The sequence below is a fragment of the Shewanella sp. MM_2022_3 genome, assembly GCF_022557375.1.
Classification (GTDB): domain Bacteria; phylum Pseudomonadota; class Gammaproteobacteria; order Enterobacterales; family Shewanellaceae; genus Shewanella; species Shewanella xiamenensis.
The window spans coordinates 23,991-48,283 of record NZ_JAKZGV010000010.1 but is presented as its reverse complement, the minus strand read 5'-3'; the positions used below and the strand labels follow the sequence as shown (position 1 = coordinate 48,283).

The 24,293-nt window shown below is 45.5% G+C and carries 21 protein-coding genes, 2 tRNA genes and 1 pseudogene; 8 read left to right on the top strand and 16 right to left on the bottom strand.

Features of this window, described 5'->3' with window-relative positions; translation table 11 throughout:
- Positions 1-63: 63 nt before the first annotated feature.
- Entirely contained in the window at positions 64-2,802 is a 2,739-nt protein-coding gene (locus MMG82_RS08180) for a DNA translocase FtsK 4TM domain-containing protein (RefSeq protein WP_047535687.1), read from the bottom strand.
- Positions 2,803-3,126: 324 nt separating this feature from the next.
- Entirely contained in the window at positions 3,127-3,633 is a 507-nt protein-coding gene (gene lrp / locus MMG82_RS08175; protein ID WP_037418431.1) for a leucine-responsive transcriptional regulator Lrp, read from the bottom strand.
- Positions 3,634-3,813: 180 nt separating this feature from the next.
- Here lrp and ald point away from each other — a divergent pair, with 180 nt between their 5' ends.
- The gene (gene ald, locus MMG82_RS08170; protein WP_037418428.1) at positions 3,814-4,929 is read left to right on the top strand and encodes an alanine dehydrogenase; all 1,116 of its coding nucleotides are present in this window, start codon (positions 3,814-3,816) and stop codon (positions 4,927-4,929) included.
- Between the two features lie 251 nt (positions 4,930-5,180).
- Positions 5,181-6,134, top strand: coding sequence for a thioredoxin-disulfide reductase (gene trxB / locus MMG82_RS08165; RefSeq protein ID WP_011622726.1), 954 nt, complete (start codon positions 5,181-5,183; stop codon positions 6,132-6,134).
- Positions 6,135-6,281: 147 nt separating this feature from the next.
- Here trxB and rplT read toward each other — a convergent pair whose 3' ends face one another.
- The 4 genes from rplT to thrS form a co-directional block, all read right to left on the bottom strand.
- The gene (gene rplT / locus MMG82_RS08160) at positions 6,282-6,638 is read right to left on the bottom strand and encodes a 50S ribosomal protein L20 (protein ID WP_006081652.1); all 357 of its coding nucleotides are present in this window, start codon (positions 6,636-6,638) and stop codon (positions 6,282-6,284) included.
- Between the two features lie 16 nt (positions 6,639-6,654).
- On the bottom strand, positions 6,655-6,849 hold the full coding sequence (rpmI, locus tag MMG82_RS08155) for a 50S ribosomal protein L35 (RefSeq protein ID WP_011072303.1): 195 nt from the start codon (positions 6,847-6,849) through the stop codon (positions 6,655-6,657).
- An 85-nt stretch (positions 6,850-6,934) separates the two neighbouring features.
- Positions 6,935-7,477 (bottom strand): translation initiation factor IF-3, encoded by a 543-nt coding sequence (gene infC / locus MMG82_RS08150; protein ID WP_011072302.1) that lies wholly within the window; start codon positions 7,475-7,477, stop codon positions 6,935-6,937.
- A gap of 3 nt (positions 7,478-7,480) precedes the next feature.
- Complete coding sequence (gene thrS, locus MMG82_RS08145) at positions 7,481-9,409, bottom strand: threonine--tRNA ligase (protein WP_037418422.1); 1,929 nt, start codon at positions 9,407-9,409, stop codon at positions 7,481-7,483.
- Positions 9,410-9,785: 376 nt separating this feature from the next.
- Between thrS and MMG82_RS08140 the strand changes: the two genes are divergently transcribed.
- On the top strand, positions 9,786-10,055 hold the full coding sequence (locus MMG82_RS08140; protein ID WP_231570499.1) for a hypothetical protein: 270 nt from the start codon (positions 9,786-9,788) through the stop codon (positions 10,053-10,055).
- A gap of 214 nt (positions 10,056-10,269) precedes the next feature.
- Entirely contained in the window at positions 10,270-10,470 is a 201-nt protein-coding gene (locus MMG82_RS08135) for a CPXCG motif-containing cysteine-rich protein (protein ID WP_011622722.1), read from the top strand.
- Between the two features lie 9 nt (positions 10,471-10,479).
- Here MMG82_RS08135 and MMG82_RS08130 read toward each other — a convergent pair whose 3' ends face one another.
- Complete coding sequence (locus MMG82_RS08130) at positions 10,480-11,100, bottom strand: riboflavin synthase (protein WP_037418419.1); 621 nt, start codon at positions 11,098-11,100, stop codon at positions 10,480-10,482.
- 33 nt (positions 11,101-11,133) lie between these two features.
- On the opposite strand from MMG82_RS08130, the gene MMG82_RS08125 reads away from it, so the two are divergent.
- The 3 genes from MMG82_RS08125 to MMG82_RS08115 all read left to right on the top strand — a co-directional run bounded on the left by MMG82_RS08125 (position 11,134) and on the right by MMG82_RS08115 (position 12,960).
- Positions 11,134-12,513: an MATE family efflux transporter gene (locus MMG82_RS08125; RefSeq protein WP_037427637.1), complete on the top strand. Its 1,380-nt coding sequence runs from the start codon at positions 11,134-11,136 to the stop codon at positions 12,511-12,513.
- A 255-nt stretch (positions 12,514-12,768) separates the two neighbouring features.
- Positions 12,769-12,845: transfer RNA gene (locus MMG82_RS08120), tRNA-Val, on the top strand.
- Between the two features lie 38 nt (positions 12,846-12,883).
- Positions 12,884-12,960 (top strand) — tRNA-Val (locus tag MMG82_RS08115).
- 1,094 nt (positions 12,961-14,054) lie between these two features.
- On the opposite strand, the gene MMG82_RS08110 is transcribed toward MMG82_RS08115, so the two are convergent.
- The 6 genes from MMG82_RS08110 to MMG82_RS08085 form a co-directional block, all read right to left on the bottom strand.
- On the bottom strand, positions 14,055-15,065 hold the full coding sequence (locus tag MMG82_RS08110) for an aldo/keto reductase (protein ID WP_047536560.1): 1,011 nt from the start codon (positions 15,063-15,065) through the stop codon (positions 14,055-14,057).
- Positions 15,066-15,120: 55 nt separating this feature from the next.
- A complete protein-coding gene (locus MMG82_RS08105; RefSeq protein WP_047536558.1) occupies positions 15,121-16,128 on the bottom strand; it encodes an NADP-dependent oxidoreductase in 1,008 nt (335 codons plus the stop codon).
- 21 nt (positions 16,129-16,149) lie between these two features.
- Positions 16,150-16,536, bottom strand: a complete 387-nt coding sequence (locus MMG82_RS08100; RefSeq protein ID WP_047536556.1) for a hypothetical protein — start codon at positions 16,534-16,536, stop codon at positions 16,150-16,152.
- Between the two features lie 5 nt (positions 16,537-16,541).
- Complete coding sequence (locus MMG82_RS08095; protein WP_047536554.1) at positions 16,542-17,360, bottom strand: oxidoreductase; 819 nt, start codon at positions 17,358-17,360, stop codon at positions 16,542-16,544.
- Between the two features lie 72 nt (positions 17,361-17,432).
- Complete coding sequence (locus MMG82_RS08090) at positions 17,433-18,215, bottom strand: SDR family oxidoreductase (protein ID WP_047536552.1); 783 nt, start codon at positions 18,213-18,215, stop codon at positions 17,433-17,435.
- 69 nt (positions 18,216-18,284) lie between these two features.
- The gene (locus MMG82_RS08085) at positions 18,285-19,376 is read right to left on the bottom strand and encodes an alkene reductase (protein ID WP_047536550.1); all 1,092 of its coding nucleotides are present in this window, start codon (positions 19,374-19,376) and stop codon (positions 18,285-18,287) included.
- 132 nt (positions 19,377-19,508) lie between these two features.
- Here MMG82_RS08085 and MMG82_RS08080 point away from each other — a divergent pair, with 132 nt between their 5' ends.
- Complete coding sequence (locus MMG82_RS08080; RefSeq protein WP_047536548.1) at positions 19,509-20,066, top strand: TetR family transcriptional regulator; 558 nt, start codon at positions 19,509-19,511, stop codon at positions 20,064-20,066.
- An 83-nt stretch (positions 20,067-20,149) separates the two neighbouring features.
- Here MMG82_RS08080 and MMG82_RS08075 read toward each other — a convergent pair.
- The 3 genes and pseudogenes from MMG82_RS08075 to MMG82_RS08065 form a co-directional block, all read right to left on the bottom strand.
- A pseudogene (locus MMG82_RS08075) lies at positions 20,150-21,183 on the bottom strand (alkene reductase).
- A 988-nt stretch (positions 21,184-22,171) separates the two neighbouring features.
- Positions 22,172-23,461, bottom strand: coding sequence for a beta-ketoacyl-ACP synthase II (gene fabF / locus MMG82_RS08070; RefSeq protein WP_047536545.1), 1,290 nt, complete (start codon positions 23,459-23,461; stop codon positions 22,172-22,174).
- Complete coding sequence (locus tag MMG82_RS08065; RefSeq protein WP_047536543.1) at positions 23,461-24,270, bottom strand: oxidoreductase; 810 nt, start codon at positions 24,268-24,270, stop codon at positions 23,461-23,463. Before MMG82_RS08065 ends, fabF begins: the two co-directional genes overlap by 1 nt.
- Positions 24,271-24,293 lie beyond the last annotated feature (23 nt).

Genomic DNA, 24,293 nt, shown 5'->3' with positions numbered 1-24,293 from the left:
CCTTTGGACTAAAAGTTCAACTCGCCGCATTATGGCAAGTTCAAACTGATATCTAGCTTAACATTAATAGTGTTTTGGGGCCGGAGGTGCTAACACTTCGCGGTTACCGTTATGGCCCTGCGCCGACACCACGCCCTGCATTTCCATTTGTTCGATAATACGTGCTGCACGGTTATAACCAATCTTAAATTTACGCTGCACGCTCGAAATCGAACCTCGGCGAGTTTCGGTCACGAAGGCAACGGCTTCATCATAAAGCGGATCGTATTCTTCATCGGATTCGGCGGTTTCACCCGGCAATAGCACTTGTTCACCCTCACTGACGCCGTTGAGGATCTCATCAATGTATTGTGGCTTACCACGGGCGCACCAATCGGCTACCACACGGTGAACTTCATGGTCATCGATAAAGGCACCATGGACACGATTTGGCACTGCGGTTCCGGGCGGTAAGTACAACATGTCACCCATACCGAGTAAGGTTTCGGCACCTTGCTGATCTAAAATGGTACGGGAGTCGATACGGGAAGACACTTGGAACGCCATCCGCGTCGGAATGTTAGCCTTGATTAAGCCGGTGATCACATCCACCGACGGACGCTGGGTCGCGAGGATTAAATGGATACCCGCAGCACGGGCTTTTTGGGCGATACGGGCGATCAGTTCTTCCACTTTCTTACCGACAATCATCATCATGTCGGCAAATTCATCGACAACCACCACAATTGATGGCAGTTTATCTAAGGCTGGTGCCTCTGGTTCCATGCTGTCTGAAGACTTCCACATAGGATCATAAATCACTTCACCATTGGCTTTAGCTTCAGCGATTTTCGCGTTATATCCCTTGATGTTACGAACGCCCATCATAGACATTAGCTTGTAGCGGCGCTCCATCTCACCCACACACCAACGCAGCGCGTTGGCCGCTTCTTTCATGTCGGTAACGACTTCACAGAGTAAATGCGGGATCCCCTCATAAACCGAGAGCTCAAGCATTTTCGGGTCAATCATGATAAAGCGAACATCTTCAGGACCAGACTTATACAGCAAGCTGGTGATCATCACGTTCACCCCGACTGATTTACCCGAGCCTGTCGTACCAGCAACCAATAAGTGCGGCATTTTACCTAAGTCAACCACCACAGGCTCACCGGAGATATCTTGGCCAAGCACCATAGTTAAATTCGATTTGCTCTGAGTAAAGGCTTCACAGTCGAGTACATCACGCATATACACTGTTTCGCGAAACTTGTTTGGCAGTTCGAGGCCAACGTAAGATTTCCCTGGGATCACTTCAACGACTCGGACACGCTCTGCCAGCAGTGAACGGGCTAAGTCATTTGCAAGGTTTGAAATCTTAGAGGCTTTAATACCTGGCGCAAGTTCAAGCTCAAAACGAGTGATCACCGGACCTGGATAGACCCCCACAACAGTGGCAACAATATTAAAGTCGGCAAGCTTAGCTTCAACCAAACGTGCCACATGTTCTAACTCTTCGGGACTAATCGGGTTCTTCTTGCGATCAGGCACATCGAGCAAACTGATGCTCGGCAGCGGATCCATAGGCTTAGTCGGCACAGGTTTATCTTCTTGGCCGGGTAATACGACAATGCCATCGACAATCTTAGCCTTAGGGGCCTGCTTTTGACGCTGCGCTTGAGTTACTGCACCCGTAGATGCTTTGGTATCAAAATCGATCACATCGTCATCATTGAACGTTAAGATGTCATCGTCTTCATCAATGATAGCTTCGCGATGCAATACTGGTTCATCCTCATCGTCGTCGAAAACCTGAGCATTGAAACCGTTATCGGTTTCATCTTCGTCCAAATCAGCATCTTGCGCTTTAGCTACCCAAGGTGGCGCTTCAAAATGACCGTATTCAGCGACCGCGCTAACAGGATCAAGTTGCGGCTCAACGCGTTGCTGGCCTTTAGGTTCAGCTTTTGCTTTATTGTTGTTTAAACTTAAAATTTTAACCAAAGAAGATAACTTACCTTTACCACTACTGGCTTCAGTGATGAATTCTTCACGGGGCTCTTCTGGTAACGCCCGTGTATGGATCACGCGGCTTTGTGTTGTATCTGGTTGACGTATTTTTGCTTTATCAAGCACATGTTGCGAATCACGACGCTCGCGGAATTTATCCACAACAGACATAAAACCGCGAGTATCTTCCGTTTCTCGCTCACGCTTTAACGACTGAGGTAAACGTTTGAGTTGTTTGTAGCACCAGATTGAGACAAAGCCGACCTTTTCAACCACAGTCAGCCAACTGATCCCTGTTAATAGCGTAAAACCCGAGCCTAAACAGCACAATAGCAATAAGGTTGTGCCTAACTTATTAAAATATGGCAGCATCGCTTGACCAATGACATCACCAGCTACACCGCCTGCGGAAAACTCATAGATATTATTGGCGTTCATGCTGGCTAATGCCGAAAAACCAAGAATAAGTAGCAGAAAACCAATGATCCGCAATGCGACCGAAAAGTAGTCGATTTCCAACAAATCATGGGCGCGCTTAAAAAGCAGCCAACCAGTAGAGGCGACAATAATTGGCATGATATAGGCTGTCACGCCAAAAAAATACAGCAGGATATCGGCGATCCAAGCACCAACAGCCCCTGTCCAGTTATTGATATCACCTTGAAAATGAGACTGACTCCAACCCGGATCTGAGGGACTGAAACTGGCTAAAGCGAGCAAAATATAAGTGGCTACAACACAGCAAATGATGAGTCCGCCTTCGAGCAGACGCTGCAAGCCTGAGAGCGTGCGTACACTATTTCCTTGAGACAAACGACTTAATCCATAAAATTGAAACAGGTGGGCTAACGATACCAGAATCCCATTAAATGTGGAGCATCTTAGGCTGTTTTTCTCCTAAGAATTACTGCTATAAGATAAAAAAACACTCTTGGCTCATAAAAGCTAGGACTTTGACCATTAACTGATTATTCCGCAATCAATTTAGGCTACATTGTTGAAGACAAATGCCAGATAAAAATATGCCCCTAAGCTGGCTAACTTAAGGGCAAAAGCAAGGTTATAAGTGTGGTTTTAAAAGGCTTACACTGGAATAAATAAGGGGCCTAGGCCCCTTATTGTAACCGTTTCAGGGTATTAAATATCGCAGAGCAGCTGGTTTATCGCAACACGACTAGTATGTTTAACTTCTTCCATCACCACGTAGGTACGGGTATCAGAAACAGAAGGTAATTTCAGTAAAGTTTCGCCCAATAAGCGGCGATAAGCCGACATATCAGAAACACGTGTTTTTAATAAGTAGTCAAAGTCACCAGAAACGAGATGACATTCTTGAATATCATCCAACAGTTGCACAGCGCGATTAAACTTATCAAATACTTCGGGAGTATCACGGCTTAATGTGATTTCCACGAATACCAGTAGGGATGCACCCAAGAAATGAGGATTCACCAAAGCAGTATAGCCATTGATATATCCTTGCTTTTCGAGTCGTTTCACTCTTTCTAAACACGGAGTAGGACTTAATCCCACTCTTTTAGATAGTTCCACATTTGAAATGCGTCCATCAATTTGTAATTCATTAAGAATGTTGCGATCGATGCGATCCAAGTCTTTTACAGGACTCTTTTTATTATATGCCATTTATTTAACCTTGCTTTATCACTAAAACAACATTTTATTCTACGTATGTCTAAAGTTCAGCAGCATAAACTGCGTCGCCGATACTATACTAGATATCCCTGAATTAATCACGTTCAGGTCACGATAAAATAACAATTATGCCCATTAAAAGTGGGTTTTTCAGGCAATTGAGGCTCAAAAATGATTATTGGTGTACCAAAGGAAATTAAAAACCACGAGTATCGTGTCGGTATGGTTCCTTCAAGCGTTCGCGAATTGACAATCAAAGGTCATGAAGTGTTTGTAGAAACGAATGCCGGCACGGGAATTGGTTTTACTGATCAGGATTATATTGATGCAGGCGCAAAAATATTAGCAACTGCTGCTGAAGTTTTTGCTAAAGCAGAGATGATTGTAAAGGTAAAAGAGCCTCAGGCAGTTGAACGCGCCATGCTGCGTCATGACCAGATTTTATTCACTTATCTGCATTTAGCACCGGATTTACCACAAACTGAAGATTTAATTAAAAGTGGTGCCGTATGCATCGCTTACGAAACTGTGACCGATGACCGTGGTGGCTTACCGCTGTTAGCCCCGATGTCAGAAGTGGCTGGCCGCATGTCTATCCAAGCAGGTGCGATGGCGCTGGAAAAATCTTCTGGTGGTCGTGGTATGTTATTAGGTGGTGTACCCGGTGTTGAGCCAGCTAAAGTTGTGATCATTGGCGGTGGCATGGTCGGTACTAATGCAGCGCAAATGGCTGTCGGTATGGGCGCGGATGTAGTTGTGCTTGATCGTAGCATCGATGCACTACGTCGCTTAAACATGCAATTTGGTTCTGCAGTTAAAGCGGTTTACTCGACTGCCGATGCGATTGAGCGCCATGTATTAGAAGCTGACTTAGTCATTGGTGGCGTATTAATTCCTGGTGCTGCGGCACCTAAACTGGTGACACGTAGCATGATTTCTCGTATGAAACCAGGCAGTGCTATCGTAGACGTTGCTATCGACCAAGGCGGTTGCGTGGAAACCTCCCATGCAACGACTCACCAAGATCCAACTTATATCGTTGATGATGTTGTGCACTACTGTGTAGCGAACATGCCAGGCGCTGTAGCCCGCACATCAACCTTCGCTCTGAATAACGCAACTCTGCCTTATATTCTTAAGTTAGCTAACTTAGGTTATAAAGCTGCTCTGTTACAAGACAAGCACTTACTGAACGGTTTGAACGTAATGCACGGCAAACTGGTTTGTAAAGAAGTGGCTCAAGCATTAAATCTTGAGTACACAGCGCCAGCAAGTTTATTAGCCTAATCATATGAGAGCCTAGGTTCACACGGACCTACTCTGCTTTGTTCGGCCTCACTCTGTTGAGGCCGATTTTTTATGCAGATCACAATTATCTTCACTCACGCCGGTTTTAAGCCATAGCCTTAGTAAACTCAGGCTGACAATTTGCCTTAGGATTCGATTAGCATAATCTAAAAGAATCACCAAACATCGCTTTACCCCTACAGGTAAATTCCCTACAATCCATGCAATTTGCTAAAAGCACGGAGAGAAAAATGAGCCAAGTCAGACATAGTAACCTATTGATTTTAGGTTCAGGTCCCGCAGGATACACAGCCGCAGTTTATGCTGCGCGCGCAAACTTAAAGCCTGTGATGATCACAGGTATGCAGCAAGGTGGTCAGTTAACGACCACAACTGAAGTTGAAAACTGGCCAGGTGATGCAGAAGACTTAACGGGTCCAGCATTAATGGAACGTATGCAAAAGCATGCGGAAAAATTTGATACTGAAATTCTGTTCGATCATATTAATGAAGTGACGCTAACTGAACGTCCTTTCCGTTTAAAAGGCGATAACGGCGAATATACCTGTGATGCGCTAATCATCGCCACTGGCGCCTCTGCCCGTTACTTAGGACTTGAGTCGGAAGAAGCGTTCAAAGGGCGCGGCGTATCGGCCTGTGCAACCTGTGATGGTTTCTTCTATCGTAATCAAAAAGTTGCAGTGATTGGTGGTGGTAACACAGCCGTTGAAGAAGCACTATACCTAAGCAATATCGCCGCCGAAGTGCACTTAATTCACCGTCGCGACACCTTCCGCTCAGAAAAAATTCTTATCGACCGTTTAATGGATAAAGTCGCCAACGGCAACATTATCCTGCATCTCGACCAAACCATGGAAGAAGTGGTTGGTGATGCAATGGGTGTAACAGGTCTAAAAATGAAGAGCACCAAAGACGGTTCTATCACTGATCTAGCTGTTGCCGGTGTGTTCGTGGCCATTGGTCACAGCCCAAACACAGGGATTTTCGAAGGCCAATTAGAGATGAACAACGGCTATTTGAAGGTGCAAAGTGGTCTTCAAGGTAACGCCACGCAAACCAGTATAGAAGGTGTGTTTGCCGCAGGAGATGTGATGGATCAACATTACCGTCAAGCGATTACCTCTGCGGGTACAGGTTGTATGGCAGCATTAGATGCCGAGCGTTACTTAGACGCGAAGAAATAATCTACTGTAAGTCTTATCTAGACTCAAATAATAGCAGGCATAGGTTAACTACCTAAGCCTGCTGTTTTTTATCTGCATATTGTGGCTAAAAACAGCAACAAAAAAAGGGACCAAATGGTCCCCTCTTAAGTGCGACAAACTAATTGCTTAGTTTAACGCTTCTTTTGCTTTTTCAACTAAAGTTGCGAATACAACTTTGTCAAATACAGCGATGTCAGCCAAAATCTTACGATCGATTTCGATAGACGCCTTTTTCAGACCGTTGATGAAACGGCTGTAAGACAGACCATTTTGACGAGCTGCAGCATTAATACGTGCAATCCACAGTTGGCGGAATTGACGTTTTTTCTGACGACGGTCACGGTAAGCATATTGACCAGCTTTAGTTACTGCTTGAACAGCAACGCGGTAAGTACGGCTACGAGCGCCATAATAACCTTTAGCTAATTTTAAAACTTTCTTGTGACGAGCACGTGCGGTTACACCACGCTTAACTCTTGGCATTTTCTAATCTCCTAAATTAAGCGTATGGTAATTGACGCGCGATTGCTGGAACGTCAACTTTGGCAACTAAACACTTGTTACGTAAGTGACGCTTACGCTTAGTGCTCTTTTTGGTCAGAATGTGACGTAAATGGGCTTGCTTGCGCTTGAAACCATTAGCGGTTTTCTTAAAACGCTTCGCTACACCTCTGTCGGTTTTCATTTTAGGCATTACTAAAACTCCGCATTGGGATGTTAAATAAAAAGCAAGGCGAGCGAAGGCATATAGCCTTCGCTACTTTTATAGGTTGCCCTACTTATTTCTTTTTAGGCGCTAGCACCATGATGGCTTGTCGGCCTTCCATTTTCGGGAAAGATTCAACAACCGCATACTCATCCAAATCAGTCTTAATACGGTTCAAAAGATCCATACCAAGATTTTGGTGGGCCATTTCGCGACCTCGGAAACGCAGCGTAATTTTCGCTTTGTCCCCGTCTTCCAGAAAACGTATCAGGTTGCGTAGTTTTACCTGATAGTCGTTTTCGTCAGTTCCAGGACGGAATTTAATTTCCTTAACCTGAACCTGCTTTTGCTTCTTCTTTTGTTCCTTGGCTGACTTAGCCTTATCAAACAGGAACTTACCGTAGTCCATAATGCGACATACTGGAGGTTCAGCATTTGGACTAATTTCAACTAGGTCTACACCTGCTTCATCTGCCAAATTCTGAGCATCTCTGATGCTCACCACACCAATAGCTTCACCATCAATGCCGGTTAAGCGTACTTCTGGTACACCTGTGATTTCTTCATTGATTCTATTAGGGGCCAGCTGACGCCCTGCTGTTTTCTTGATCTTTATGACCTATTCCTCCAACAATTTGAGACTACGGAGCGAAATCTGTTGATGGATTTTAGCGGCGAAATCTTCAATTCGCATCTTACCTAAATCAACGCCATCACGAGTACGCACCGCGACTTCCTTATTTTCCATCTCTTGATCGCCAACGACCAATAAATAAGGGACACGCCTTAAGGTGTGTTCGCGTATTTTAAAGCCTATTTTCTCATTCCTCAAGTCAAATGAGGCACGAATACCTTGTTCTTTGAAGAATTTGACCACTTCTTCAACATAATCAGCCTGTTTGTCGGTGATATTCATCACGACAACTTGCATTGGCGCTAACCATGTTGGGAACCGACCAGCATATTCTTCAATTAGAATACCTAAGAAACGCTCCAACGAACCTAAAATTGCACGATGGATCATCACAGGCGTTTGACGGCTATTATCTTCCGCCACATAAGTTGCACCTAAACGGCTTGGTAATGCGTAGTCAAGTTGCACTGTTCCGCACTGCCATGCACGGTCTAAACAGTCGTGCAGTGTGAACTCAATCTTAGGACCGTAGAAGGCACCTTCACCCGGTAAAATAGTGAATTCAATATTATTAGCACGTAAGGCTTGTTTCAACGCTTCTTCAGCTCTATCCCACATCGCATCGTCACCGATACGTTTTTCTGGGCGAGTTGATAGTTTTACCACGATGTTTTCAAAACCGAAGGTAGAGTAAGTATCGTATACCATTTGGATACAAGAGCTGACTTCCGCTTGAACTTGCTCTTCAGTACAGAAAATATGGGCGTCGTCTTGAGTAAAACCACGTACGCGCATCAGGCCGTGCAGTGAACCAGAAGGCTCATTACGGTGACAGCAACCAAATTCTGCCATACGCAATGGCAAGTCACGGTAAGATTTCAAACCTTGGTTGAAAATCTGTACGTGGCCAGGGCAGTTCATTGGCTTAACCGCATATTCACGGTTTTCACTGCTGGTGGTGAACATGGCTTCTGAGTACTTATCCCAATGACCAGAACGCTCCCACAGTACGCGGTCCATCATGAGTGGACCTTTCACTTCTTGGTAAGTGTATTGATTTAACTTGCGACGAATGAATCTTTCTAACTCGAGGAAGATACTCCAACCGTCGTTATGCCAGAACACCATGCCGGGTGCTTCTTCTTGCATATGGTAAAGATCGAGCTGCTTACCAATCTTGCGGTGGTCACGTTTAGCCGCTTCTTCGAGACGAGTTAAATAGGTACTCAGGGCTTTTTTGTCAGCCCATGCAGTACCGTAAATACGTTGCAGCATCTTATTTTCAGAGTTACCGCGCCAGTAGGCGCCGGCAATGCTCATCAATTTAAAATGCTGGCAAAAACGCATGTTTGGCACGTGAGGACCACGGCACATGTCGGTGTATTCTTCGTGATGATACAGAGCAGGTGTCGCATCTTTGCTAATGTTTTCATCCAGAATCGCAATCTTATATTCTTCACCGCGAGCGGCGAAGGTATCACGGGCTTCTTGCCAGCTTACAACGCGTTTCACTACGTCATAGTTGGTTTTTGCCAGTTCAAGCATACGTTTTTCGAGGGCTTCGATATCTTCTTGAGTCAGCTTATGCTCAAGATCGATGTCGTAGTAGAAGCCGTTATCGATCACAGGACCGATCGCCATCTTGGTTTGTGGCCATAATTGCTTGATTGCATGGCCTAATAAATGCGCACAAGAATGGCGAAGGATTTCAATACCTTCTTCGTCTTTAGCGGTAATAATAGAAAGTTCAGCATCGATTTCGATAAGATCGCAAGCGTCTTTGAGTTCGCCATTCACGCGACCAGCGATACAGGCTTTCGCAAGACCAGGGCCAATATCAGCGGCAACATCGAGAGTCGATACGGGATGTGCAAACTCGCGTTTGCTACCATCAGGAAGTGTAATTACAGGCATGAAATATCCTTGTCCAGTGGTGACCCACACGTAGGGCCACATGGTGATTAAGTAAAAAGAGTAATGCTCGCGAGGTTAAGACAGTACAGGAGTCTTAGCCGCCTTGCGTAGCAGGCAGTTATTCTACGGGATCGTCTTTAATACACGCAAGTTAAATGGCCCGATTGCTGGGGTTAGCGCCCAAATCGATGCATTTATTAAAACCAATCCGCGAAGTTTGCCGTTAATTCATCATATTGCAGTCAATCGTTCATGTGGCAGTCATCTAACGCCCCTACGCTATGCGCGTTAAATGACCGCGGGATTCTTTGTTATTTGCCATAACAAATGCCGTTGCCGTCACATCGCTGTAAATAATGAAGCAAAAGGAGTTGGTATGTTCACGAGTATCCTATTAACGGTTGCACTTAACCAAGTCGCCCAGAACCCAATCTCTGTTAACCCCATACCAAAAATACAATCTGAGCCGATAGTGGTTCAAAGCCAAACTGTAGTACATGTACAATTCGACACCATTGGCTTACAGGCCGATATCCATGCCGAGCTTTTGCTACAGATAGAACGACTATCGCAGGCCATTAGTGACAATATAGAGGAAGGCATATTACCGACGGCGCCTGTCGAACTGATGACTGTAAAGGATTGAGTTAACTTAACTGGTGCACATGCTTGACGGTTCTTACGCTAGAAAATTTTAGTGAAAAAAGTACCAAGCGCTGAGCTGAATGGAAAAATCTAGTTAATGAGATTTTGATATCGACTTTATCTAAGCTGCCACGGCACATTCTTGTATACTCAAACAAAGCCAGTGTGAAGGCTTAGCGACAAATGTCATCCCTTCGTTAGCGAGGAGTTGCGCCATGAGGATCATGAATAAAGTCATTGCCTGCCCCCACTGCGGACACCATCAACATATTAGTATTGATGCCAGCAGCGGCGATCAGGATTATTACGATGACTGCCGAATTTGTTGTAACCCCATCCACCTGCGTTTACATGTGGATGATGCCCGCCGAACCATAGAGTTATATATTGACTCGGACGACGAGCAAATTTATTAGGCATGTTGATTAAGATTGGTTGCTAAAACGTTTAGCCAGCACACGCTCAACTGTGTCGACGATGGCTTGGGTTTGGCTATCAATTTCGATATTTAACTCATCACCAACCTGACATTGGCCTAAATTGGTCAATTTAAGAGTTTCTGGGATCAAGTGCAGCATAAAAGTACTCTCGGTCACCTCGCCAACGGTAAGGCTGCAACCATTGACCCCAACAAAGCCTTTATAGAGAATATAATTCATCCATTTAGGCTCTACGCTTAAGGTCAGATCATAATGCTGCTCGGTGTGACTAATGTGACTGACTTTTGCCTTGGTATGAATGTGTCCAGATAGGATATGGCCGCCGATTTCGCTTCCAAAAGTCAGAGAGCGTTCAATGTTAACGCGCTGCCCAACGGATAAATTTGCCAAGTTAGTCAATCTTAAGGTCTCTTCCACTACGTCGAAAAATACCCTATCATCAACAACCTGAGTCACCGTCAGACATACCCCGTTATTTGCCACACTTGCTCCAATCGCAAGTCCCTCATGCAAATCAGGTTTAAACGCTACCTCAAGGGTATTGAGGCCATCTTTCTTATGTATTGCAACCACCTCACAGGTGGCTTGAACTATACCAGTAAACATTTTTTGCTCGCTTATTCGTTAAAGGCTGTATTTATGAATCATTCAGGCTTTCAGGCCAAACGCTTAATTCAACTCGCACTTCCAGTGTTGATCGCCCAAGTGACACAAACCATGATGGGGTTTATCGACACTGTAATGGCGGGTCGCGTCAGTGCGGTCGATATGGCCGCAGTTGCCGTGGGAACCAGTCTTTGGTTGCCCGCAATTCTATTTGTACAAGGGCTACTGATGGCGTTTACGCCATTATTTGCCCATCACAATGGCGCAAATAATCAGAAAGCCATTCAACCTTTGGCGTTTCAAGGCGCCTACTTAGCCTTAATTGGTGGCCTTGGCGTAATGGCGTTTCTCGCATCCGCGCCACTCGTGCTCAGCCATATGAATTTAGAGCCCCAATTGTACAACTTAACCATAGGATATATCGACGGTATTTTATGGGGCGCGCCCGCATTTGTGCTCTATCAAGTATTGCGTGGTTGCAGTGAGGGGATTTCTTATACCTTACCTACCATGATCATCGGTTTTGTGGGGCTCGCCGTAAATATTCCAGCAAACTATATCTTTATTTATGGTCACTTCGGCGTGCCTGCCATGGGCGGCGCTGGCTGCGGTGTCGCAACTGCATTGGTATTTTGGGCCATGTTGATCGCCATGACGATTTATATGCAGTTTCATAAGAAATTTGCCGCATTGGCACCCTTTAGCCAATTCCATCGCCCCGATTTTACCACCATGAAGAAGATGACCAAGCTCGGCATGCCAATCGCGATGGCGTTATTTTTTGAAGTAAGTCTGTTTGCGATTATCGCCCTGCTGCTGGCGCCATTAGGCGCAACTGTGGTGGCAAGTCATCAGATAGCGTTGAACTTCTCCGCTATTGTATTTATGTTGCCACTGTCGATTGGTATTGCCGTCTCGATTCGTATTGGCTACTACCTTGGCCGCGATCGTGCAGATATTTCTGCCGTGGTGGCTAAAGTCGGATTGTGGTTGGCACTATCGTTGGCCTTATCGACGGCAATCTTAACGGTGATATTCCGCTTTCAAATCGCCGAGTTATATAACAGCGATCCTGAAGTGGTGGTACTTGCGGGCAGTTTGATGTTGATGGCCGCGCTATATCAACTATCTGACTCAGTCCAAGTGGTTGCCGCTGGTGCACTACGTGGATATAAGGATACCCGCAGTGCATTTTATATTACGCTGTTTTCCTATTGGGGAATCGGCATGACCTTAGGTTATACCTTGGCGTATACCGACTTTATCGTACCCGCCATGGGCGCCCATGGCTTTTGGGCAGGATTGATTGCAGGTCTCACCTCTGCGGCGCTGCTGTTTTTTATCCGTCTACGTTATATTCAAAAGCATGGCGTACATTTAAGTCTGATTGAAGGCGACAGCGTGCACCATTGACATAGGACATAATTCACTGAATCAACGGCGAGCATTAGCTCGCCGTTTTGTTTAATTTCTTTTAATTTTGCAACCTTTGAAGCCTAACTTGCCGTTTTATCAGTAACTTTGCTGAAACACTGGGCAAGTTGCACAGCAATTCACCATTTGACAATAAAATTCGTTTTTTTGCTTGCCAGCCTTTCGCTATCCCCCTAATATAGCGCTCGTTCGAAAGCGAGATGCGTTTAGCGGTTTCGATATAAGTAATACGATGCACCCGTAGCTCAGTTGGTTAGAGCACTACCTTGACATGGTAGGGGTCGGTGGTTCGAGTCCACTCGGGTGTACCACTCTTTTCACAGAGTCTAAAAAGTGAAATTCAAACAGTGCACCCGTAGCTCAGTTGGTTAGAGCACTACCTTGACATGGTAGGGGTCGGTGGTTCGAGTCCACTCGGGTGTACCATTTCTTGCTTTAACTCCCTGTAAAATCCCAATTTAACCTGTCCATCCATCAAGATGCTTAACTTTTACTTGTGCCTAAGATAAAATCTTAGTGTCTGTTCTTGGTTTTTCCAAAAATATTCAAACATACCCCACCCTTCGGCTCTGCCTGATTTTGCCTCTATTGCTTAATCCACATTTACCGGAATTTCCCTCAAATTCGCCGTTTTTCTAAATTTGTGCCCATTTCGTGCCAAACCTATTGGCACAACATGCTTCTGACGATTTTTTTGTTGACCACCACCCTAGTTGGCACACAACAGCAGCTTAAAATTCAAATCGGCTTGAAACTATCAAAGTAATGAACAGCCAAGTGAGAAGATTTTATTTGACTAACGAGTTATCGAGGAAATCGCATTAATAATTGAATGATTAGCCATACAGCTTGTTAGCCCATGTATTATTTATCAATAGTTGTAATCCACTTGCTCACCTTTGCTCAACATAAATGCCATTTTAATCAATGTTATTAGCACGTTTGTGGACATTTCCTTGCTAACGTTTTTGCTCTAATCTCAATTTTTCGGATTATTAGAAGTATGGCAACCGGCTTTTAGTTCTAAAGAAACGGGTGATAAAATCATCAGAGCTAACTGGCTTCTGCGACGACACTAATTTTCTGAGTACACTTCCGAGCTTCAGTTATAAATTCTGGTGTACGAATTGGGGAGGTTAGATCAGGGTTTCTTTGTTAACACACTTCACTTGAATAAGCAGGTTTACTCACTTTACGAGAAGTCTAAAAGTATCGAATCAACTAAGCGATAGCCATAACATTAGAACTGCTCTTTGCTGACGTACTTATGATTGAGGTTCTAGTATTGTATAAGACGTTGGACGTTTCTAGGCCAACATTGAACATCTTTAAAATATTGTATTTATGACCTCGCCACAATCTTGTCGGTATAACTTAAAGGAGCTGGGGACACAAAGCCCCTTTATTTGTCACCTTAATTTGGCATTCATTCAGCTACCATTGCCAACAGCTCTGATATTTGGATGAGGGGCGAACCCATAATTTGGTATCAAAGGACCAAGCGTCGCGATCTTAATATATCACTTACAAGCAACCATACGAGTTAAATCCTCTTCCCAAGGAGTTGGTGACCGAACTGATGGCAATGAAGCTATATTACTCACCTTATCGAGACGAGCGAGTTGCTCGCTCGATAAGTTTACTAACAGCGCGCTTAGGTTATCAGTCAGTTGGGCTAGCGAACGGGGTCCGATAATCGGCATTGTGTCATGCGAACCTGCCCAGGCTATTGCGACTTGGCTAGGGCTTATATTCAGTTCATCAGCAATCGCTATAACAGTGTCCAGAATGTCTGAGCGCTGCTGGGAATTCTCAGCTTGGAAAACTCGTCCTCCAAACCCTTCTGCACGGCCTTTGGCTCCTTGTCGGTACTTACCAGTGAGCATGCCGCCGCCAAGAGGTGACCAGGTTGTTACCCCAAGGCCAAATGCCAATGAGGCCGGTAATAGATCGGTTTCGGGTTCGCGTCTAACTAGGCTGTGTTCGAATTGGGCCGCCGCGATAGGGACTGTATGGAGCAGCTCGGCCATAGTCACGGCGCGAGACAAACGCCAAGCGGAAAAATTTGATAGACCAGCATAAAGAATTTTGCCTGCGCGTACTAAGTCTTCAAATCCGCGGATAATCTCTTCGGTCGGAGTGATTTCATCGGGGTGATGTGCCCAGTAAATATCAATCCTGTCGGTTTTTAGACGTTTAAGACTCGCTTCTACGGAGGCAATCATGGCTTTGCGGCTATTACCTGTGACCAGCCGATTAGCATTAGGGACTGAGCCGCTAGTGAACTTAGTTGCGAGTACGAAGTTTTCACGTCGTCCTTGCAGAAGTTTACCGAGTAACTCCTCGGATTGGCCAAATTGATACACATCTGCGGTATCAATGAAGTTTCCACCAGCTTCATCGTAGGCGTTAAAGATTGATGCTGCTGTATCTGGATCGGCCCCATAGCCCCAACCAGTGCCAAAATTTCCTGTGCCCAGTGCGACCAGAGAAACACGCAGGCCCGTTTTTCCAAAAGGGATATATTTCATATTGCTCTCCGTAAATGCAGCTTATGCGATGCTTATAAAGGAATACTGCTGTGCTTTAATCATGTATTTTGACAACGACTTTTCCTTTGGCATGCCCTTCGGCGAGGTAAGCCAGCGCTTGTTTTGCGTGTTCGAATGGAAAGACTTTGTCGATAACTGGTTTGATAGTTTCTGCTTCAAGGAGTTTGCTGATTTCGCTCAGTTGGCTGCCATCGGGGCGAACAAAGAGAAAAGAGTAATCAACGCCTTTCTTTTTCGAGAGGCGGTTGATTTTCAGGCTCATCAAACCAAATACAAAGGCTAATATCCCATTCAGTTTGCGTGCCCGCGCAAAAGCCGCGTCTAGAGGGCCAACAAGAGAGATAATTTTGCTTCCTGGTTTAAGGATGTTGATGGATTTCTCTATGGTGTCGCCTCTTGTGGTTCCTAATACGGCATCATAGTTGTGTAGCACTGCTTCAAACGCTTGTTTTTTATAGTCCACTATCGTATCTGCACCAAGACTTCGAACTAACTCAACATTATGGGTACTTGTGGTGGTTGCCACCGTTGCGCCAAGGTGTTTTGCTAGCTGAATCGCAAACGTCCCTATTCCACCTGAGCCCGCGGGGATAAACACTTTCTGACCTGCTTTGAGATTGGCGCGTTCTTTTAGCGCTTGCCAAGCGGTTAGGCCGACCATTGGGATTGAGGCCGCTTGCACGAAATCAAGATTAGCCGGTTTCAGCGCAGCCGCACTTTCTGGCACCACAGCAAATTCAGCAAGCGAGCCAATGCCTAGATCAAAGATGCTGGCAAAAATAGCATCGCCAGGCTTGAAGCGTGTGACTTGGCTGCCAACTTCAGTGACTATTCCCGCTAAGTCGCTACCGAGCGTTGCTGGCAACTTAAAATGCAGAATAGGTTTAAAGGTCCCCGTTGGGATCATATTGTCGATAGGATTTAAGCCTGCCGCGTAGACCTTTACGAGCATTTCATTGGGTTTGATTGTCGGTTTAGGGACATCACTAAACTCAATAACGGGTGATGATTTATGGTATTTCTTGAGGATAAGCGCTTTCATTGGTGTGTTCTCAACTTATTGCTAACGTGATGTTTTTTTTATCAATGTTCGCCAAACATACAAAAAAGCCAATCCTAAAATCGCTTCTATCAACGCCGCTATCAGGATTTTGTTATTAGCATGACCGACGGAAAACTCATAAACAGCGAGTAATATCAGTATGGTACAAGTTGTTATTATTCCTTTGATGAGCGCCATCCGAGTCGCTGAATGCTCAGTATTTCTAGCCACGAAAAACATGATGGCGAACCCTAGATAAAATGCCGAACCACGGCGACTAACAACACCTGTGCTATCGCTATATTGCACTCCCCATTGCGTTAACATTTGCTCAGGGCATAACATCCAGCCGAGGGCTAAAACGAGAAACAACAAGGAAGTGAGTATCGCCACATGTCGAAAGGTCACTGGTGTTATCCTTTCTCATCAATACGTAAGCTTTTACGTATGCCTTTATCCAATACTGATGCTGGGGCAAATCTGCGTAAAAATTTAAGCTGGCTGGCTGCTTTACCTGCGGTATAACGTAATTGAGGCTTAGTTGCCTGAGCCGCCTTTAGCACCACCTCCGCGACGACTTCAGGCGTGTCGCCACCTTCCATCGCCTCTTCTACAACTTTAGTCAGCTTAGCGCGGATCTTGTCGTATTCTGGAAGCATAGAATCGGGTTGGACATTGTTTGCTTCAAATTTGGTTTTGGTAAACGCCGGTTCGATTAATGACACCCTAATGCCGCGCGTACGCAATTCATGATCTAAAGCTTCAGAGTAGCCCTCAACAGCATGCTTGCTGGCGGCATAAAGCGCCACATAAGGCATAGGCACAACACCTATAATTGAACTGATGTTAATGATCCGGCCAGCTCCTTGACGTCGCATATGGGGCACGACGGCACGCGTCATACGGACAATACCGAAGAAGTTTGTGTCAAGAATACTCTTTGCTTGTTCTATTGAACTTTCTTCTGCACCTGCGGGGGCAACGCCAAAACCCGCATTATTAACTAAAAGGTCAATGCGTCCCTCAAGTCGAATGAGTTCAGCAACGGCGGCTTCGACAGATTCATCATTAGTCACATCAAGCGCCAGCATTGGAAAGCGAGCGCCACTCGAGGTTGCCCCACGTCGGCTGGTGCCGTAAACGCGGTAGCCAGCTGCTGCAAGTTTGATGGCCGTGGCTTCGCCAATGCCGGATGAGGCGCCCGTCACCAGTGCCACAAGTTTATTAGTCATTTTTTAAATCCTTAAACAAGGTTTTGATTGTCAATGCCTTAGCAAGGCACTGAATTAAGGTTAGAACGTTATTTAGGCTGTCTTATAACGCGCAGCTGCATGCGACATCTCGATGTCTGAAAGCAATCCTTGTCGCGCCTTTTCTAAATCATCCCAACGTGTCTCTTTATGCAGTGGTGGAATGGTGACCAGTTCTTTGCGATCGAAACCAACCAGTGCCGCATCGACGAGTTCATTGACTTCCATCATAGGTGAGGAGTTGCTGATATCGATTCCCGCGCGTTCCCAGATTTCGGTATAAGTGCCTGCTGGCAGAAGCGCTTGAACGTAAATACCTTTAGGTGACAATTCTTGGTGCATGCCTTGCGATAAGAACAAGACGAACGCCTTGCTAGCACCGTAGACAGACATTTGGTATTCAGGCGCTAAGGCAACAACCGAAGACACATTGACGATAGCGCCTTTGCCTTGTTGGACTAAACGTGGCGTTACCGCATTGGCAAGTCTGGTGAGTGCTGTGATGTTAAGTGCGATCAGTTTTTCGATTGAATCTGATGTTTGTTCAACAAAGCTACCTGATTGCGCGATACCCGCGTTGTTAATCAGAGTGTCGATACGCGCATCGTCTTGCAGACGTTTTTCAACGACAGCAAGGTCGCTAGATTTGGTTAGATCTGCTGGCAGCACATCGACATTTACGCGATACTCTTGGCGCAAGCGAGTTGCCAGAGTCTCAAGTTTTGCGCCATCACGGGCAACGATGACGAGATCGTGACCACGACGCGCAAAGCGATCAGCATAGATAGCACCAATACCAGTAGAAGCGCCTGTGATAAGGACGGTAGAAGTTGTCATTATGTTTTACTCTCTAAATAATTCTTTAAAAGGTCGCGAATTACCTTATGTATTTCGCGAGTTAATGTTTTAGGCGTTAGCATCGGCCAGTGTTGGATAATCGGTATAACCTTTAGCACCGCCGCCATAGAGTGTTGTGCCATCAAGCGCGTTTAACGCGGCGCCTGTTTTTAATCTTTCAACGAGATCAGGGTTTGAAATGAATGGGCGGCCAAGGGCAAACAAATCTGCTTTGCCTTCTGCTAAGTGAGCTGAAGCCAGTTCGGTGTTATAGCCATTGTTGGCCATATAGGTATTTTTGAAGCGTTGGCGCAGTGAGCCGTAATCAAAGGGGGCAATATCACGCGGACCGCCGGTTGCACCTTCGACAACATGTAGATACACAATGCCGAGATTATTCAACTCATCCGCTACATAGTCGTATTGTTCCTGTGGATTGCTGATGGAGATGGCATTAGCCGGTGAAACAGGAGAAATACGCACACCCGTACGCTCAGCACCAATTTCTTTACTTACTGCAGCCGTGACTTCCAACAGCAGGCGAGCACGGTTTTCGACAGACCCACCATAGGCGTCGGTGCGCTGATTAGCCCCATCTTTTAGGAATTGCTCCAACAGATAGCCATTTGCGCCGTGAACTTCCACGCCATCAAAGCCCGCTTTTATTGCATTGGCAGCCGCTTGGCGGAAATCTTCGATAATGCCAGGGATTTCATCGAGTGCTAATGCGCGAGGTTCAGAAGTATCTGCAAAACCATTATTCACAAATACTTTGGTTTCAGCTCGGATCGCTGACGGCGCAACTGGCGCAGCACCATTGGGTTGCAAGTCAACGTGGGAGATACGTCCGACGTGCCAGAGTTGGACAAAGATTTTCCCCCCTTTGGCATGTACTGCATCGGTGACTTTACGCCAGCCATCGATCTGCGCCTGAATGTAGAGACCTGGAGTGTCTTGATAACCTTGCGCTTGCGGGGATATCTGAGTGGCTTCAGTAATGATCAGGCCCGCCGATGCGCGCTGTGCATAGTAAGTGGCAGCAAATTCACTCGGCACTAAGCCTGCACCCGCACGGTTACGAGTTAGTGGTGCCATCACAAAACGATTAGCAAGGGTAAGCGAGCCAAGTTTGTAGGGTTGGAATAGAGCTTTATCTGTCATTTTTGCGTTTTCCGTTTTATCACTGGAGAATGAGCTTAATGATGATGATCGCAATCTAAAAAGTCAACGCTTTGATTATGACCATCATCAAAGTATACTAAGCCATGATTTTTACGAGGAGACGTAATCAATATGAAAGTGACAAAGGCACAAGCCCAAGAAAACCGTGAGCGAATCGTTAGAACAGCTTCGGTATTGTTTCGTGAGCGTGGTTATGATGGTGTTGGCATCGCTGAGTTAATGTCTACAGCGGGATTTACTCATGGAGGGTTTTATAAGCATTTTCAGTCTAAAGCTGACTTGATGGCAGAAGCTGCTGCCTACAGCTTTGCACAATCAAATTCACAAATGTCTGATTTTGACATTGTCTCTTTCGTGCAAAAATACCTCTCTAGGGAACATCGTGATGCACCAGGTAACGGCTGTACCATGGCAGCACTTTGTGCTGATGCAGGACGCCATTCTGAGCCACTCAAAGAAACATTTTTGACTGGAATTGAGAATCAACTAACCAGTTTGTCTAATGGGTCTGAGTCTACAACGGAAGAACGAAAGGCAAAAATTAATGCCATTGCTCATGCCGTTGGGGCTCTTGTTCTATCACGGTCTTGTCCTGATGATTCACTTCTTGCTGACGAAATACTTGATGTGTGCCGTGAAGAAATAATTACAAATCTTGAAGCTAAGTAAAAAAAGAAGCCTTTAACAATACTATCTAATTACTCAGATAGAGCGAAGCTGCTATCCGAGTAATGGAAAGCGTCTTCTTTTAATTACTCAAGTGCTGGGTAATCGGTATAGCCCTCTTTGTCACCACCATAAAATGTTGCTCGGTTGTATGAGTTAAGAGGTGCTCCTTTTTTCACTCTCAGAGGAAGGTCAGGGTTAGCAATAAAATATCGTCCAAAAGCAACAGCATCCACGTGCCCATTCTCAACAGCGGCAGAGGCTGTATCTGGCTTATAGTTTCCAGCTGCAATTAAAATATTAGGCCAGATGGGGCGAAATAATTCGGAGGATAAAGGTACATTTTGATGATTTACCTCTTCTTGACCTGCTCCGCTAGCGCGGGGTTCAATCAGATGAAGATAAGCCAGATTCAATGCTGCTAATTTTTTTATTAAAAAGCTATAAAGCGTCATCGGATCCTCTTCATTGCTACCGTTCGCTACTCCAAAAGGAGAGAGGCGTATTCCAACTTTATCAGCGCCGAAAACCTGGCTTACAGCAGTTGCAACTTCAATTACAATTCGACAGCGATTTTCAATTGAACCGCCGTAGTAATCTGTCCGTTGGTTGGTGCTAGAGTGTAAAAACTGTTCAAGTAAATAACCATTGGCGGCGTGAATTTCAACTCCATCAAACCCAGCCTGTTTAGCATTCCTCGCTGCTTGGGCATATTCTTCTATAACTAATGGTATCTCTTTTGTATCTAATGCTCTGGGCCGCTCGAATTCTGTTCGATCAAATGACGCTGTAAACGCTTTTCCGGGGGCGGCAATAGATGATGGAGCAACGGGTAGATTGCCGTTCAGTATAGATGAATGAGAGATCCGCCCCACATGCCAGAGTTGCAAAAATATAACCCCTTCTTTTTTGTGAACCGCATCAGTAACGTTCTTCCATCTATCTGCGCTTGGCTATGTATTCCTGGGGTAGCAGGCATACCTTGAGCCATTGGTGATATCTGAGCTCCTTCTGAAATAATTAACCCCCCTTTAGATGCACGCTGTTGATAATATTCAACATTGATTAATTGCGGAATATTATCGGGTTGTGCCGCACGCATACGTGTTAACGGGGCCATTACAATTCTATGTGCTAATGTTTGGCTGCCAATTTTTAACGGTGAGAAGAGTGTTCTGATCATTTTTCAGTTTTCAGTTTTCAGTTTTCAGTTTTCAGTTTTCCAATAATTAGTTACCGTGGTAGTTCCTGTTGTCATCAAAACATTCAATAAAAATATCAAATATGGCATGTAATACCATAACGCGTTCCATACCAAGTTTTTCACTAAGTGCAGTATGTGGTTATTTATCTTCGATAATTATCTGTCATTTTATGTTTTCTATTTGATGACTGGAAAAACACGTAATGATGACGATTGAAATCTAAAAAAGCAACGCTTTGATTATAATCATCATCAAAAATGCTGAGCTATGATTTTTTGAGCTGGGGTAATTGATATGAAAGTGACAAAACTACAAGCCCAAGAAAATCGTGAGCGCATTATTAAAACCGCTTCTATGTTGTTTCATGAGCGTAGTTGCAACTGTGTGGCATCGCATAGTTAATGGCGGAGTAATCCTCTCCCCTTCAATTAAAAGCAAGGAACATTGAATATTATCAAGGATACGTCTTTGGTAAACCGTTACCGATAGATGAATTCTTAAGCACTTTAGTTGAGAAAAAATCACCACTGTTTCAGTAGTCACGTTGTCACATGACTAAAATTTGGGCTACTGGCTATTACCATTCACAGCTTCAACTGTCATGCTTAACAAGGAATGGGGGCACTAGCGTGTTACTCGTGCCCATCAGCCCACTCTTGGGACATAAACGATTTTTAGTTTTCCTTCGAACATAATAAGTGACATTACTTTTTGTAGCCCTTATCCAATTCCAAGCACGCCAATTCTCAAGTTTGAAGTATATCAATATGTAAAAGGAAAGGATTAACCTTTCCTCTCACTTTGTCATGACATCCGCTGGCGAGCACTCCAACATATTCGCAATCAGTTTAATGGCTACTTCTGAATGTTCGGGTAGGTATTTCCGGTGTCAAAGTTAACGTCTTAACGCGACTCTTGGTCCCAACGCCGAAACACCACGCTGGCGTTGACGCCCCCAAAACCAAATCCATTTGATAATGCGTGCTGAATGTTTACATCCTTTTTAGTTTTAACTAGATTCAGACCCAGAGCGAGCTCATCTGGATGATTAAGATTCAACGTTGGAGGTACAACTTGGTCTCTGATTGCCAGCAGAGTGAAAATAGCTTCTATTCCGCCTGCGGCGCCAAGTAAGTGGCCTGTGCTGGATTTTGTTGACGTGATAGCCACATCCGAACCTTCACCAAATACAGTTCGGATAGCTGCAAGTTCACTCTTATCTCCAACTTGAGTTGAGGTAGCATGCGCATTGATATGCTGCACCTCACTTGGGGCTATCCCCGCTTGCATCAAAGCTTGTTGCATAGCTCGCTGGGCACCATTACCGTCCTCTGGGCCAGCAGTTAGGTGGTAAGCATCTGCGCTAGTTCCATATCCAACAATTTCAGCGATAGGCTGAGCACCTCTCGCCTTCGCATGCTCCAACGATTCAATAACCAATACCCCCGCACCTTCGGCCATCACAAAACCATCACGGTCTCGGTCAAACGGACGAGAAGCCTCTTGAGGACTATCGTTAAACCCAGTTGATAAAGCGCGAGCAGCAGCAAAACATCCAAGCGTAACTCGATCGATAGCGGCCTCTGTTCCCCCGCATATCGCAATATCTGCCTCTCCGCTCCGAATAAGCCTAGCTGCATCACCGATAGCCTGAACGCCGGCCGCACACGCTGTTACCGGAGCGCCCAGAGGCCCTTTGAATCCATGCCTGATGGATATCTGACCCGCCGCCATATTGGCAAGAAAGGAAGGTGCCGTAAACGGCGATAGGCGACGAGGGCCTCGGGAATCTGTGGTACGAATCGCCTCAGCAATCGCGCCGAATCCTCCAACCCCCGACGCAATAATCGTAGCCGTTCGTTCTTGATCCTTTACCGCGACTGGATGCCAGTTTGCTTGTGTTAGCGCTTCATCTGCTGCAACCAGAGCAAACTCAATGAAGCGGTCCATCTTTTTACGTTCTTTAACCGGAATAACACGATCGGGGTCATAACCTGCTAGAGGGTCTTCTTCCAATGTAGGGACTAAGCCACCCACTGTCGTTCCTGTTCCATCAGCCACGTCTTTCGGTAGATGTCGAATTCCTGATTGTCCTGCTAGCAATCGTTGCCAGACCCTATCGGCACCAACACCTAAGGGGCTTACAACACCCACACCGGAGACAACAATTCGCACTTCGTTGGTTCTGTTCATTATTTCATCCCGAATGTTTTTCTGATCCCTTTTTCTACCGGAGTGGCTGGCATAAAACGGCGCAACTTCCTCAGCAATGAAGCTTCACCTTTTGGTGTATGGCGCATTTTCCAAGCACCGAGCGCAGCATTGATGACTGTTGCGGCAACATCATCCGGGCGTGGTGCTTTATGCACGTTCTGTTGTATCGCCTGAGAGACAATGTCACGGGTTGAGTTGTATGCCGAAATAGGGGATGCAACAACCGGGGCATTAATATCAAGGTTGGTTTTGGTAAATGAAGGCTCTACAAGTGCTACACGAATACCAAATTCTCGAACTTCATGGTCTAGCGTTTCCGACAAGCCCTCAACAGCATGCTTGGACGCCGAATATAGCCCCATGTAAGGCGCAGGAAGGAATCCCAGTACAGAGCTAATATTCACTATGCGGCCAGCATGCTGTAGCCGCATATAAGGTAACACCGCTTGCATCGTGCGGAGCATACCCCAGACATTGGTATCGAACAGTGCTTGACCTTCTGCAATGGAGGATTCCTCCGTTGCACCGAGTAGCGTAACACCCGCGCTGTTAACAAGCACATCAATGTGTTTAGCTTCGGCAATGATGGACGCAATCCCACGTTGAATAGAACCTTCATCCCGAATATCCATTTCGATCAGTGCTACGCCTTGAATCAGCTCAGCTTTTTCGAGATTTCGAACGGTACCAAATACTTTGCACCCTCTTTTAAAGAACATTTCTGCTGTTACGCGTCCTATTCCCGACGAAACGCCCGTCACTACGACAACTTTAGCATTACTTGACATAATAATTTCCTCTCAAAATGCAT